This window comes from Longimicrobium terrae (genome assembly GCF_014202995.1).
Classification (GTDB): Bacteria; Gemmatimonadota; Gemmatimonadetes; order Longimicrobiales; family Longimicrobiaceae; genus Longimicrobium; species Longimicrobium terrae.
In genome coordinates this window covers 501,756-515,611 of record NZ_JACHIA010000003.1, presented here as the reverse complement: position 1 = coordinate 515,611, position 13,856 = coordinate 501,756, and the positions used below count along the sequence as shown (strand labels likewise).

General features: G+C 69.2%; 13 protein-coding genes and 1 pseudogene. 12 read left to right on the top strand and 2 right to left on the bottom strand.

Annotated elements, in window-relative coordinates:
* The first annotated feature begins 34 nt into the window (after positions 1 to 34).
* The 10 genes and pseudogenes from HNQ61_RS08335 (at position 35) to HNQ61_RS08290 (ending at position 8,480) form a co-directional block, all read left to right on the top strand.
* Positions 35 to 586 carry a DinB family protein gene (locus HNQ61_RS08335; protein ID WP_170039828.1) on the top strand — a complete coding sequence of 184 codons (552 nt, stop codon included), beginning with the start codon at positions 35 to 37 and terminating at the stop codon, positions 584 to 586.
* Between the two features lie 140 nt (positions 587 to 726).
* A complete protein-coding gene (locus tag HNQ61_RS08330) occupies positions 727 to 1,377 on the top strand; it encodes a DUF6891 domain-containing protein (protein ID WP_170039827.1) in 651 nt (216 codons plus the stop codon).
* Between the two features lie 203 nt (positions 1,378 to 1,580).
* Positions 1,581 to 1,946, top strand: coding sequence for a hypothetical protein (locus HNQ61_RS08325; RefSeq protein ID WP_170039826.1), 366 nt, complete (start codon positions 1,581 to 1,583; stop codon positions 1,944 to 1,946).
* A 90-nt stretch (positions 1,947 to 2,036) separates the two neighbouring features.
* Complete coding sequence (locus HNQ61_RS08320) at positions 2,037 to 2,678, top strand: hypothetical protein (RefSeq protein ID WP_170039825.1); 642 nt, start codon at positions 2,037 to 2,039, stop codon at positions 2,676 to 2,678.
* A 55-nt stretch (positions 2,679 to 2,733) separates the two neighbouring features.
* Positions 2,734 to 3,708, top strand: a complete 975-nt coding sequence (locus HNQ61_RS08315) for a hypothetical protein (RefSeq protein WP_170039823.1) — start codon at positions 2,734 to 2,736, stop codon at positions 3,706 to 3,708.
* 63 nt (positions 3,709 to 3,771) lie between these two features.
* Positions 3,772 to 4,508 (top strand): annotated as a pseudogene (locus HNQ61_RS29190) (DNA alkylation repair protein).
* 107 nt (positions 4,509 to 4,615) lie between these two features.
* The gene (locus HNQ61_RS08305; protein ID WP_170039821.1) at positions 4,616 to 5,215 is read left to right on the top strand and encodes an HD domain-containing protein; all 600 of its coding nucleotides are present in this window, start codon (positions 4,616 to 4,618) and stop codon (positions 5,213 to 5,215) included.
* Positions 5,216 to 5,469: 254 nt separating this feature from the next.
* Positions 5,470 to 7,005, top strand: a complete 1,536-nt coding sequence (locus tag HNQ61_RS08300; RefSeq protein WP_170039819.1) for an NUDIX domain-containing protein — start codon at positions 5,470 to 5,472, stop codon at positions 7,003 to 7,005.
* A 191-nt stretch (positions 7,006 to 7,196) separates the two neighbouring features.
* On the top strand, positions 7,197 to 7,775 hold the full coding sequence (locus HNQ61_RS08295) for a GNAT family N-acetyltransferase (protein WP_170039817.1): 579 nt from the start codon (positions 7,197 to 7,199) through the stop codon (positions 7,773 to 7,775).
* Between the two features lie 96 nt (positions 7,776 to 7,871).
* A complete protein-coding gene (locus tag HNQ61_RS08290; protein WP_170039815.1) occupies positions 7,872 to 8,480 on the top strand; it encodes a short chain dehydrogenase in 609 nt (202 codons plus the stop codon).
* 651 nt (positions 8,481 to 9,131) lie between these two features.
* Here HNQ61_RS08290 and HNQ61_RS08285 read toward each other — a convergent pair.
* A complete protein-coding gene (locus HNQ61_RS08285) occupies positions 9,132 to 10,694 on the bottom strand; it encodes an adenosine deaminase family protein (RefSeq protein ID WP_170039813.1) in 1,563 nt (520 codons plus the stop codon).
* 229 nt (positions 10,695 to 10,923) lie between these two features.
* Here HNQ61_RS08285 and HNQ61_RS08280 point away from each other — a divergent pair, with 229 nt between their 5' ends.
* Entirely contained in the window at positions 10,924 to 11,343 is a 420-nt protein-coding gene (locus tag HNQ61_RS08280) for a hypothetical protein (protein ID WP_170039811.1), read from the top strand.
* 397 nt (positions 11,344 to 11,740) lie between these two features.
* Positions 11,741 to 12,151, top strand: coding sequence for a hypothetical protein (locus HNQ61_RS08275; protein ID WP_170039809.1), 411 nt, complete (start codon positions 11,741 to 11,743; stop codon positions 12,149 to 12,151).
* A gap of 345 nt (positions 12,152 to 12,496) precedes the next feature.
* Here the strand turns inward: HNQ61_RS08275 and HNQ61_RS08270 are convergent, their stop codons facing one another.
* Entirely contained in the window at positions 12,497 to 13,819 is a 1,323-nt protein-coding gene (locus HNQ61_RS08270) for a hypothetical protein (RefSeq protein ID WP_170039807.1), read from the bottom strand.
* Positions 13,820 to 13,856: the final 37 nt, after the last annotated feature.

The following is a 13,856-nucleotide window of genomic DNA, read 5'->3' as shown; positions in this document are numbered from 1 at the left end:
CTTTGAAATCCTCCATTCTTCTGATGAAAAGCGAATGACGCCCAAGATGCAGGAAATCGCCGGCGAGCTGGACAAGGCCCGGCGCGGGCTGCTGGCGGCCGTGCAGGGCCTTTCGCAGGCGGAACTGGACGCCAGGCCCAAGCCGGATTCGTGGTCCGTCGGCGAGGTGATGCACCACGTTTCCAAGATCGAGAGCGGGATGATCGGCATGCTGTCCAAGCTCGCGCTCCCGGCGATCGCGGACGGGCTGCCCAAGGATCCCGCGCCGGAGCAGTCCGTGTTGTCGATGGTGGAGCATCTGCCCGTTCTGGACCGCACGCAGCGCATTACCGCGCCCGAGTTCGTGCGGCCCACCCATGGCATCAGCCGTGAGGAACTGGAGGCCGGGCTGGCCCGCACGCGCGGCGAACTGCTGGCGGCAATGGAGCAGGCCGACGGGTACGACCTGAGCGGGCTCAGCCGGCCGCACCCGCGGTTCGGGCCTCTGAACCTGTACCAGTGGCTCGCTCTCAGCGCCCGCCACGAGCAGCGCCACACCGCGCAGATCGCCGAGGCGCGCGAAGCTCTCGCGGCAGGCGCGAACTGATCGGCGCGCTTCCCGCCGGAACGACAGCGTGCCGAACGCGCCAACGCGGGTGCGAGCATGGTTCGTGATGTTCTCGTCCGCGACCGCGGTTCAATCCTGGTGAGCTTTCGATTGGAGAGGCCATGAGTGCGGATGGGATGATGTCACTCCTGCGCAGCTGGTTTTCTGGCGAGCGCCCGCCGCCGCCCGAGCCGGCGGTGGAGGCGTCGGCAGGGGAGGGGCTGGACGATCTTCGCGAGTGGCTGGTGCGCGAGATTGCCGCGGGCTTCAGCGATCCCGATGAGATCGTGGAGGCCGCGGGCGACGTGTTCGAGGGCCAGCTGGACCGGGACGTCGTACAGGCGGAGGCGGAGCGCATGCTTCCCGGGCTGCTGGCCGCGCACGCCCGCGAGGAGGCGACGTGGCCCGAGACCACGGACAACGACCGTCTGGAGGCGGCCTTCGCGGAACTGGAGGACGGCGGAATCGTCTGCCGCGAGAACTTCGCCTGCTGCAACAACTGCGGGTCCGCGGAGATCTGGGCGGAGGTGGAGGCCGTGAACGACATCATCCCCCACGTTCGCGGCTACGTCTTCTACCACATGCAGGACACGGAATCCGCCGTGGAGGGTGGCGGCATCTACCTCTCCTACGGCGCGGTTGCCGACACGGAAGACGCACCGCTCGCCGTTGCGCGCGACGTGGTGAGCACGCTCAGGGATCATGGCCTGCGCGTGGAGTGGAACGGCGAAATCACGCGCCGCATCATGGTTGAGCTGGACTGGAAGCGACGCAGGCGCGCCGCCGTCTGATCCCCCGCGATTGTGGCGCCTCCGGCCGAACCTCATCCGCCTGAGGCCGTTGCTCACGAGAACGAGCCGTGGCTTGATGACACGACGGGGCATGCGGATTCCTCCGCGTGCCCCGTCGCCGTGCGCAATAGATACCGAAACCCGGCCGCGAACCGCCGCGTACGGCGCCGGGGGAGTGCGCCAACACCGGACGGAGCAACGAGATGATTCCAGTGCTGAGCGAAATCGATGGGCTGGTGCGCTTCGGCTGGGCGATGCGCGGACTTCCCGGCGCGATTCGCCGCCGCATCCGGCCCCGTTTTGGTGACCGATACTCGCCCACCGTTTCTCGCCATCTGCGGGTTGCTCCGGCGCTGTTCGTCCTGCTGATTGCCGTGTTCGCGTTCGCGGTCAACATGTCGCATTCGGCCACACCCGCGTGGGCGGAACATGCGGTATTGGGAGCGCTGATGCTGATCCTGGCGGGCTTGATGACCTCGCTCATCGTCCTCATGCACGCACTCCCCGAGGAGAGCCGGCGTCGTCCCGCCGCGCAGAGCGTCCGCTACGATCGCGGCGCATCCCGTTGAACGGACAGCCCCATTGATCGCGGATCCGCGGTGCGGCCGCTACCGAAGGAGCCTACATTCCGCGAGACGAGATTCCCCGCAGCAAGACTCATGAATCAAGATCAGAAGCCGCCGCTGGCGGAGCGCGGACGGCGGCGCATGCTAGGTCTCCTCGCGGCGTCCATGCTCATGACGGCTGTCGCGCTGCCATTGCTGTTCTGGGGCGGGCGGATGGGAATCCCCGCGCGCAGGGCCGAGATCATCGCGGTGATCCTGATCTTCGTGTCGGGGCTGGCCATGCTCGCAGGCGTCGAGCCCGCCCGCCGCGACGCGGTGGACCGCGGCGCGGGCACCGCGCCCGCCCCCATCTCGCGCGCCGTGGTGCTGGAAGTGCTCGGCTTCAGCGTGCTGGTTGCACTCGTTTCCCGCTTCGTGTCGGGCGCGGCGTGGGCGGACGCCATCGGGCGCGTTCCGGGGATCGCGATCTATCTCATCCTTTTCCACGTGCTTGCCCGCGCGCAGCGGCGGGGCGTGCCGCCGTGGTACCGGCCCGCGGGGTACGGCTTCGCGCTCGCCGGGCTCGGAGGCGGGCTGACCTGGGCGGTGATCGCGGGGGCATCCTTGCGGCACGGCGTGGCGTACGGGCTCACGTGGAGCCTGATGCACTACACCTGGGTGCGCTACTCCACCCGCGGCGCGGCGGACATGCTCGCGCGCAAAGCCGGCCACGGCGGGCCGCCGCTCCGGTCGTGAGCCGCATCTCGATCCACGCTCGCCTCCTCCCATCTCCCGTCATCAACCTGACGCCATGCATCGCCTGAAAGCACACATCCGGGTGCTCGCCCTGTGCGCGTGCGCCCTGCTGGCCTCCTGCGTGCGGCCCACGGAAACCAATTTCCGCAAGACCGCAACGCCGCGGGCGGACGAGTACTCCCGCCTGCTGATCCGGCAGATGCTGGCGCGCGACACGACGGCCATGAGGCGCAAGTTTTCCCCTGCGCTGCTGCAGATTCCGCATGCCGCGGACAGCCTGGCCGCGTTCGCCCGCTACTTTCCCGGCGGCGTGAAGCAGGTCAAGCTGGTGGGGGTCAATGCGCAGTGGACCAGCTACGTCACGACTCGCGTGCTGACGTATGAGGCACGATCCAAGGACGATAAGTACGCGGTGATTCAGGTGCAGACGCTGGAGGATGAACTGCACAACCTGTACGTGAACGGATTCTACGTGCAGCAACTCGAGGGGCCGATTCCCCAGCCCGCACCGCTGATTCCCATGCCCGGGGCTCCGTGGTGGATTATCGGTATTCTTCTTCTGGGGGGCGGAATCTTTGCGATTACGCAGATGTTCAAGAAGCGTCCGTCGCGCGATCCTCGCGACGTTCCGCTCTTTCCCGCCACGCCTCGCAAGGGCGCACCGCCGGCCCCGGTCGCGCGGCCCCGGCCGGATGCGCAGCCGCAGCACACGCCGGAGGCCATGTCGTACGTCGCGCCCGCCCTCGTGCTGAACCAGGCTGCCGATGCGACCACCGCCCGCTTGGAGCCGGCGGGGCAGGCGGATGCGGAGTGCGCGCCACTGGCGGATTCCGATGGGAGCTTTAATCCCCTCACGCGGTGCGAGCCGGGTTCCGGCCTCGCGGATTCCGCCACCGCAGAGAGCGAAAGCTCCACGGGGGCCGGCTTCGATTCCAGCCCGGATTCCAGCCATGGGACCGGGTCAGATGCCAGCTATGATTCCGGCACTTCCTCCAGTTATGATTCTGGCTCTGATGTGCGGTTCGACTGAGGCAGTCCGGATCGCCCCGGGCGAAAGTCGTCCCTGATCGAGAACCGGAAACGAGTACGGCGGATGGCGGAAACAGAGACAACCGTGGATGGCGACGGCGCGCTCGCGGAGGTTCGGCGGGAACTGCGCGCGCTCGCCACGCCGGAGAACGCGGCGGTGCTGCAGCGCTTCTTCAAGACCGGCCCGGGCGAATACGGCGAGGGCGACCAGTTTCTCGGCATCCGCGTTCCCCAGCTTCGCGCGCTCGCCAAACGCAATCGGCAGACGTCGCGGGATGACCGGCTGCACCTTCTGCGCTCCCCCTGGCACGAGGAGCGCCTGCTGGCGCTGCTGCTGATGGTGGACGCGTTCGGGCGGGGACCGGCGGCGGAGCGGGAGCAGATCTACGCGGATTACCTGGCGCACACGCGGTTCATCAACAACTGGGACCTGGTGGATACGTCCGCGGAGCACATCGTAGGCGCGTACCTGGGCCCGGAAGGACGCAAACACTGCTGTCGATTGCGGATTCCGAATCGCTGTGGGAACGGCGGATCGCCATCCTCGCCACCTTTCACTTCATCAAGCGCCGCGAATTCACGCCCACGCTGCGGGTGGCGGAGCGCCTGCTGCGCGACCCGCACGACCTCATCCACAAGGCCGTGGGGTGGATGCTGCGCGAGGTGGGCAAGCGCGACCTGGCGGCGGAAGAGGCGTTTCTGCGCGAACCATATCGCGCCATGCCGCGAACCATGCTGCGCTACGCCATCGAGCGCTTTCCCGAGCCGCTGCGCAAGCGCTATCTGGCGGGTGAGGTCTGATACGGGTCCGCGACGCGGACGCTCAGCCTTCCGGCTCACCATCCGCCGCTCCGCGCCCCCGCGCGCGGCTGGCAATGAAGATCACGAATCACATATCCACACGTCCCATGCAGCCTTCTGAACTCAGCGGGATTCTCGAATTTCTGCGCCTGGCCGAAGGGCTCAAGACCACGCCGCGCAGCGGATGGACCACCGCCGGCGAGCGCGAAAGCGTGGCCGAGCACACCTGGCGCCTGTGCCTGATGGCCATGGTGCTGCATCCGGAGTTTCCGGAAGTGGATTTTGCGCGGCTGGTAAAAATCTGCATCATCCACGACCTGGGCGAGGTGATCGGCGGGGATGTGCCCGCGCCCGACCAGGCATCGTTGGCGGCGGGAAAGGCGGAGGACGAGCGCCGCGACCTGCTCACCCTGCTGGCCCCGCTCTCCGCGCCGCTGCGCGACGAAATCACCGCGTTGTGGGATGAATACGAGGCGGCCAGCACGCCCGAAGCGCGGCTGGCCAAGGCGCTCGACAAGCTGGAAACCATCCTTCAGCACACGCAGGGCAGGAATCCGCCGGACTTCGACTATCGCTTCAACCTGGACTACGGCCGGCGCTACACGGCCGATCCGCCGTTGATCGCCACCGTGCGCGCGCTGCTGGACGAAGAAACCGAGCGCCGGGCCCGCGAATCCGACGCGCTTGCCGCCAGCGACGGGCAGTAGCCGCTGGATCGATCCGCTGTAGCAGAGGGGCGGAGGTGCAGAAATCTCGCCCGCCTCGCGTCTGCTACGGCGGAAATCGTTTGTCATCAATCCGTTACATTGGCGGAGCGGCGCTGCCCGGGCTCCGCGGATGCGGGTGATGATCGCGCAAATCGGGTCCTGCGTGCAGCTTCGGCGCGCTCCTTGCCGCTCCGGCTTCCAAATCCAGCCCCCGCGCAGTGGACGGCGGCTGGAACGGAACCAGAGGAAATGCCGTGAACGTCGAGAGTTCCCTGACCGGAACGCCGGTGCAGTGTGCCGCGATTCCGTATCGTCTGTCTGATGGAGTCGCCGAAGTCCTTCTCGTTACCCGCCGCAGCGGCGAGGGTTGGATCGTTCCCAAGGGCAAGATCGAGCCGGGGCTGGGGCCGCGCGAGTCCGCCCGGCGCGAGGCGTTTGAGGAAGCCGGCGTAGAAGGCGACATCGGCACGCAGCCGTTTGACCATTACCGCCACGGCCGCGAGGACGGGCCGCTGGTGGTTGCCTTTCTGCTGCGCGTCACCCGCGAAATGAGCTCGTGGCCCGAGGCCAAGGAGCGGCAGCGGGCGTGGGTGCCGCTGGACGACGTGCAGACCCGCCTGACCGATCCGGGCCTGTCGCGCGTGTTGCGCGCGGTGGCCGCGCACCTGGACCCCGCGCAGCTGGCCGCCGCGCCGGCGGATGCGCGCAACTCGTCGTCCGCCAGCCGCACGGCGGGCGCGTCGCGCGGAATTTCGCTCTTTCGTTCCGGCCTGGTGCTGGTGGCGGTCCTTGGGCTGATTGCCCTGGCCGCGCGGGTGATGTTTCCGCACGGCGAAGCCAACGGTGGCGGGAACGGCGCCACGGCTTCCGATGACAAGGACGGCAGGAAGAAGGGCGGCAAGAAGAAGGACAAGGACAAGGGCGGGGAAGCCGGGCCGGTGGCGGCGGCGGGGCTGGCCGCCGCGGGTGTAGCCGGCGCGGACCCGGGGCTCTGCCGCGCGGACGGCTCCGGGATGCAAATGCCCGCGGACGTGCACGAGTCCAGCGGCGTCGCGGCGGGGCGGCGCACCGCCGGGGTGCTGTGGACGCACAACGACTCCGGAGAGCCGGTGCTGTTCGCCATCAGCCCGCGCGGCCAGGAAACCGGGCAGGTGCGCATTGCCGGGGCGCGTGTGCAGGACTGGGAAGACATCGCCGCGGGTCCGTGCCCCGGCGGAAACTGTCTGTACATCGGCGATATCGGGGACAACGCGGGCGCGCGACCCGGTATTACCGTGTACCGCGTGGCGGAACCCGCGCCCACGGACCGCGAATCGCGTCCGGCGGACGCCTTTCCCGCCACGTACCCGGACGGCCCGCACGACACCGAGGCGCTGTTCGTTCTCCCCGAAGGCGGCATGTTCGTCGTGTCCAAGGGAGAAACGGGACCCATCGCCCTCTACCGCTTTCCGTCCACCGCGCGGCCGGGGTCGTCGTCGCGGCTGGAGCGCGTCGTGGAACTGGCCGGCGCTGGCGTAAAGCGAAAAGAACGCATCACCGGCGCCTCCGCGTCGCCGGACGGGCGGTGGGTGGCGTTGCGGACGCTTTCGTCCGTCTCCTTCTACCGTGCGGCGGACCTCATTGCTGGCCGCCCGGGCAATCCGCTGGTGTACGACCTGACGCCGCTGGACGAGGCGCAGGGCGAAGGCATCGGCTGGAGCACCAACGGCGCCATCTACCTCACCAGCGAAGGCGGCCGCAAGAGCGCGCCCTCCACCCTCGCGCGGCTTACCTGCACGCTGCCGTCCTGATCGCGCGGACCGGGGCGGCGCCACACCCGCCCCGGTCCACCTCCAGCTTCTCCGCGCAACTCTTGCTCCGGCAGCGTCGAGGCCGACGCCCCGCTGCACGTCTCCATCTGATCCCGTCCCGTCGCGCGCTGTCGAGCCGCGTCCGATCCGGGCCGTCTTCCTGGCGCGCGCCCAATCCTCCTGCTCTGACGATGATCACACTGCACGAGGAACCACTTTCCATGCTGGTGGAGCATGGCTCCGTGCCGATCCGCTTCGCGGTCAGGCGCGTGCTGGAAGTGTGTGCGGTGGATGGCGGATTCGGTGGGATGACGCTCACGGAACGCGCCGTGGATGAGCCGTGGATCAAGGACTACAACGAGATCGAGCGCCCCGAACGCTGGGCGGCACGGTTCAACGTGTCGCGATGGGGATTGATCGCCGCCCGCGACGACGGCGCGCGGATCGGCGGCGCGGTGATCGCCTTCGGCGCGGATGACGTGATGATGCTGGAGGGGCGGACGGATCTCGCCGTGCTGTGGGATCTGCGCGTGGCGCCGGAGCATCGCGGCCGCGGCGTGGGTGGCCTGCTCTTTCGCGCGGTGGAGCGGTGGGCGGCGGAGCGGGGTTGCCGCTGGCTCAAGGTGGAGACGCAGAACATCAACGTAGATGCCTGCCGCTTCTACGCGCGGCGGGGCTGCACCCTGGGCGGCATCAACCGCTTCGCCTATCCCGATCTGCCGGACGAGGCGCAGCTGCTCTGGTACCGGGATCTGCACGCGGAGCGCTGAGCGGATCGTGCACCATCGCGCGCTCCGCCTTGCGGATCACCGGTGCGGCCCCGCATCGTCCCTGTTCGATCGATCCATCACGACGTGGAGAACATGATGAAGGTTCTGGTAATCGGCGGAACGGGCACCATCGGCCAGGCAGTCGTCCGCGAACTCGGGGATGACAACGAGGTGGTGGTCGCGGGGCGCAACGGCGGGGATCTGCGCGTAGACATCACCTCGCCGGACTCCATCCGCGATCTGCTGCAGCAGGTGGGGACGGTGGATGCGATCGTCTCATGCGCGGGGCAGGCCGCCTTTGCCGCCACGACGGAACTGACGGAGGAGCAGATGGAGCTTTCCGTGCGCAGCAAGCTGCTGGGGCAGGTGAATCTGGTGCGGTTCGGCGCGGCGCACGTGGTGGATGGTGGCTCGATTACGCTCAGCAGTGGGCTTCTGGCGCACCAGCCCGCGCGTGGCAGTGCGGCCATCAGCATGGTGAACGCCGGGGTCGAGGCCTTCGCCAGGGCCGCCGCGCTGGATCTGCCGCGCGGCATTCGCGTGAACGTGGTGAGCCCGCCATGGGTGGCGGAAACGCTGACCGCCATGGGCCGCGATCCGTCCAAGGGCCTTCCCGCGGACAAGGTCGCGCTCGCCTACGCGGAGTGCGTGCGCGGCTCGCGCACGGGCGAGGTGCTGGACGCGCGCGACTTCGCGAACGGATAGGCGGGCGCGCTCAGCGGAGCGTGGTCGGCGAAGCGCGATCGGGTTGGGGATGGATGATTGTGGGGTGGGCGGCGAGGTCCAGGTCGGCCCCCACCCGGGCTCGTACTACTCGCCCACCCTCCCCCAAAAAAGACTGGTGGAGGGTTGTTGGAGGCGGAAAGTACTGTATCAGAGGCGTGGCTTGGCGCGTGAGCGGGTTCTGTTGAGCGAATGAATCCGCCGCTCAACCGCGGGAACCCCCGACTCGCGGCCGCTGTCGCGTCCATGATCGGGGCTTCAACTGCTTGGGAAGCACGCGTCTGGGATGGTCGTCGTCTTCGCGCCGAACGGCTCCCCCTCCCCCGCTTGCGGGGCGACGGGGCTGGGAGGAGGGGGGAGCCCGTCGCCGCGCCAAACCAATGCGGGACGTACGATCCTGGGGTGTGCTCCCTCTCCCACATCCGTTCGTGGGAGAGGGTCGTCGTGCGCAGCACGCGGGGTGAGGGCCACAGCCTGCCGCCGCGCACGTCCCTCGGTCCCGCTCCAAACCGCTCCCGATTTCCCGCCCGGAAGAAGGAGCCGAGGTTCCGCCGCGCCTCCGAATCCGTCGGCCGATCGGGAGCACGCCTGTCGATGTCTTTCATCGAACGAACGAAGAAGCGGGCCGGCGGATCAGCGCGCGGCGGCGGGAACCGGTGCTTCCAGCATCTGCGCGGCCTGCTGCTCGAAAGCGGCGAAGCGGCGCTCCAGGTCGCGTTGCAGACGCGCGCGCGTGCTGCGGGCAACGAACGCGTTGCACCGTGCGCCGTCCATCCCGCCCGCGGACGCGGTGCACGCGGCCGCCGGCGTCAGGGCGTTCAGATCGCGCCACAGCGGCTCGCCCGCCACGAACGCGTGCTGCAGTGACGTGCGCGCCATCTGCTTGAGCGCGGGATAGCCCAGGTTCTGGTCGCGCACGGCCTTGAGGTACTCCAGCGCCATCTCCGACCGCGCCACGCCCTCGTCATCCGTGCTCAGCGCCACCGGCACGCCCGCCTGCATGTACGCGTGCAGCGGATGCGCCGCGCCGCGAATGCCCAGGATCATGTCGTTGCTGGTCAGGTTGATCTCCACCATCGTCCCGCGGCGCGCCATTTCTGCCATCAGTTCCTGCGCGCTGTCCTCGTGCATGATGTCCACGCCGTGTCCGATGCGGTCCGCGCCCGCCACCCGCACCGCCTCGCGCACGTGAAAGCGCAGCCCCTCGTCCGGCACCAGCCCGGGAGCCAGCTCGCCCGCGTGCAGCGTGACCTTGACCGTGGGAAAGTCGCGGCGCAGAAACTGGATCATGCGCATCTGCAGCGAATAGTCGCGCATGGCAACGGGCGCGTCTTCCGGCTGCACCAGGTTCAGGCCGACCACCCGCGGATCGGATTGCGCCATCAGAAAGCCCAGAAGGATCTGCGCAAACACCTGCTGCGGCGGGTTGGCGCGCGAAACCTGGTACAGCCAGCGCACGTCCACCGCGCACCCCGCGTCCGGGCGCGGACCGCCGCAGCCCAGCAGCGTGTCGCGGCGCGCGGCGATGCTGTCCAGCCGCGCGGAGGCGGCGCGGCCCACGTCGCGCATCCCCAGCGCCAGCAGCGTGTCGCGCATCCGCCCGAAGTCCGGCGTCCAGCCCGCCTGGTCGCCCAGCGTGCGCGCGGCGCGGCGGTCCGGCGTCATCATCAACTCCATGTACAGCAGCTTGCCGCGGCCGGCGCGCGACGACGCTTCCGCCAGTTCGTCGCCCACGCGCCGGTCGAGCGCGTTGGCGCGGCCGAAGGTGGCAAAGAACTGGTCGTGGCCGCTGACCGTTGTGGAATCCCAGTTCCGCATCGACATTGCGTCCACCAGTTCCGCGTACAGCGCGGACGTGTCGGCAATGGCGGAGGCCGGGCGCAGCGTGTCGGACGGCGTGCACGAGCGCGTCAGGATCGTGTGCTGGCGGGTATTGATGCACAGTCCGTCTTCCGCCGCCCAGCGCAGAAAGCTTTCCGCGTAGACGGCGCCGGACAGGTGGTTGTGCAGATCCGCGCCCTTGGGCATTTCGCGGATGAAGGTTTCCAGCGCCCGGGGCTGGGAGCGCACGGCGTCCATGTAGCGCGCCGCCTGCTCTTCGGCGGCGGGGCGGGCCTGCGCAGAAGCCGCCAGGGGGAGCGCCGCCAGAATCAGCGGGAGCGCGAGTGCCTGGCGGGAGAACGATATGGTCCGCATCGAAGACGGTGGGGCGGGGAACGGAGCGGCGCGGCCCGTCCGGCCGCCGCGGTGGCCCAAGATAGAGAGTGCGCCGCGCGGGCGAAAGCGAACGGTGCTCCCGCCCATCCGCAACCGCCGCGGGAGCGGGAACAGACGGCGGCGGGCGGGGTTCCGGTCAGGTACTCGGGATGGGGAGGGCATGGCCGTCGCGGGGACGGCCGGCCACACGGGAGGACGGAGACATGCGATGAAGAACACGTTTGTGCGATGGACGGTGGTCTGCGGCGCGGTGCTGCTGGCGGGGTGCATTCGCCCGCGCGCCACCGGCCCGGTGCCGGGCACGGATGAAAGCGGCGAGATCACGCTGACGCTGGGCGAAACGCGCCTGCTGGATGACGACGTATCCGTCACCTTCGGCCGCGTGGGCGAGGATTCCCGCTGCCCCGCGGACGTGCAGTGCATCACCGCCGGAAACGCCGTGGTCGCCTTGCTCATTCAGGAGCGCGGCGAGCACAGCGAAACGCTGCAGCTGAACACGCACAGCAATCCGCGTTCAAAGACGGAAGAGGAGATGCGCTTCGAGGTGATCAGCCTTACGCCGCTGCCCAAGGCCGGCGAAGGCCCGCCCAGCACCTACGTCGTGCGCCTGCGGATTACGCGCGCCTGAAAGCGTGTCGCGGAACCTGCGTTCCAGCGCAGGTCGATCGCTAGTAGGCTCCCTACGCCAGAGGCGATCCTGAGGAGGCGCCGCACGCACCTTTCACGGCCCCAGACCCTGGCGCCGACGAAGGATCTACTTTCCCCGCGAGAACGGGCGTGCATCACGCGACGTTGGCTCGGCGGAGAGTAGATCCTTCGGTCGCGCAGGGTTCGGAGCTGGCGGAAAAGGCTGCGCACGCTCCCTCAGGATGACGCCTCGGGTCGGGTTCCGCGGTGAGAGATGCGTCCGGCGCGGGTTGGCGCCCAGGCGCGTGTCGATGACGTGAAGCTTGACGCGCGGGCCCGTCCCGCGCATCACTTCACCCGTTCACCCCGCCCAATCCCCGCGCTCCCCCCCACGGCTCATGCTCCGCAGTATCCTCGCCGTTCTCGCCGGCTTCTTTCTGATCCCCATCCTGAACCTGGCCACCAACGCCGCGCTGGGCCGCGTGCTGCCGGAGTGGTACCCGGCCGCGGGGCGCGTGGAGTCCGTGCCCGCACTGCTGCTGTCGTGCGCGTACGTGGCGGCTTTCGGCATTCTGGGATGTTACATCACCGCGCGCCTGGCTCCGTCGCGCCCCATGCTGCACGCGCTGATTCTGGGCGCGCTGGGGCTGGCCGTCAGCATTCCCACGGCGATGGTGGCGTGGAATGACACGCCGCCGTGGTTCAATCTCTTCAACCTGCTCGCGGTCATGCCCTACGCGTGGATCGGTGGCCGCATCCGCGAACGCCAGCTTGCCGCCACCAGATCCGGCCCCCTCGCTCACGCCTGATCACGCCTCCGCCCGTGTGGCCGGAGGACGACGTCGGGTTCGGTCGATGACGGAAACGGATCGGCCCCGGTCGCCAGGGGGTGGAGTGATCCACCGTCGATCTCCTGAATGGGTCGACTTCGACGGTGGGTGGGCGTCGCTCGGTCGCGGAAGCCGAGCCCGGGTTCCCAAGGATGATGAGAAGCAGTTGATCGCGGATGATGAGAAGCAGTTGATTGGTATGATCCGAATCGGCTTCTATCCACGGAGCGGAGGACCAACATCACCTTCGGTCGATCGACGAAAGCGGGCGCGCGGCCATCCAGCCGCGCGCCCGCTTCATCCTCCTCCGATGCCGGACAGCGATCAGTCCACGAGCCGCGACACGCGCTCCATGACCTCGCTGGCGAATCGCTCCACCACGCCGCGCGTAAGTTCCTCATTTCGTTCGCCCAACCCCGGGTTGCGGGACGCGTTGTCGAACAGGGTCTGCTCGTCGCGCGAGAGCAGCAGCTGGCGCCAGTTCCCCGCAAAGCGCGGTTCGCGGAACCGGTTGCTCGCCCGCGCGGAGAAGTCGTCGGCGGACAGTTCGCGGCGCGAGGGCACGTCCACCAGCGTGTAGCGCACGCGAACGCGCGTCTGCCGCTGGCCGGAGGCGACCGTGTACGCCGTGTCCGCGCCGGTGCGCAGCTTGGCCGCGCGCCGCTCTGTGCGCACGTCGCTGCTGTCCATCCACACGCTGTCCACCTCCATCCGCACCACCACGTCCGCCTCCAGCGCCCGGCCGATCCCCGCCGCCTCGTACCCGCTCAGCGGCGTACGCGAGGATCCGCGCCGGCGCACCTCCCGCCGCACCTCGCGCGGGTCGATCATCCGCACGAACATGGGCGCGCGCGCGGGAGCGTCCTCCAGTTCGTCATCCACCTCCGTCAGCCAGTCCGCCTCAATGGCCCCCTCCATCCCCGGCGCGAGCGAAAGCGGAAGGACGGCGACGCGGACGGTGCCCTCCTCCAGCACGCGGGCCTGAAGCTCCAGCGCGCGGTCCATTCCCGCGTAGTCGCGCCCCAGCAGCCGCACGGCGCGGTCCGTCACGTCGTACGCGGCGCGATAGCGGCCGGCCTGCGCCTCGCGCTCGCCCCACGCCAGATACGTCGCCAGCCGCGCCTCGTCAATGCGCGCCCGCTGCTGCGCGGAGGGTTGCCAGCGACTCACCGCGCGGTCCAGCCCGCCGAGTGCGTCGCTCCACCGCCCGCTGCCGGCGTACTGCTCGCCGCGATCCAGTGACGCCTCGATCGCCGCGTCCAGCGTGCTCCGCCGGTGCTGCGCGTAATCCGCCGGCGCGGCGAGGGGGACGTTTACGGCGGCCGCGTCGCGCCGCAGGGCATCCAGGCGCAGCAGCAGATCCGCCGCCTCGCCCGCGTCCCCGGCGGAGAGCGCGGCCTCTGACCGCGCCAGAAGCTGGTCCACCGCGCGGGCTCCCGTTTCCTGCACGCGAATCCGCGCATCCGCCAGCGACGGGTCGCGCCGCAGCGCATCGATGTAGCGCTGGGCGGCGTCCACGGACTGGCCGCGCTCCTCCAGCCGCTGTCCCTGATCCATTCGCTTGGACGCGGTCACGCACCCGCCGAGCAGCAGGGGCGCAAGCGCGGCCAGGAGCGCCGCGCGTCGGATCGTGAGTTCGATGTTCATGGGAGGAGCGGTGGGGCGGAAGGAGCGGAGGAACCGC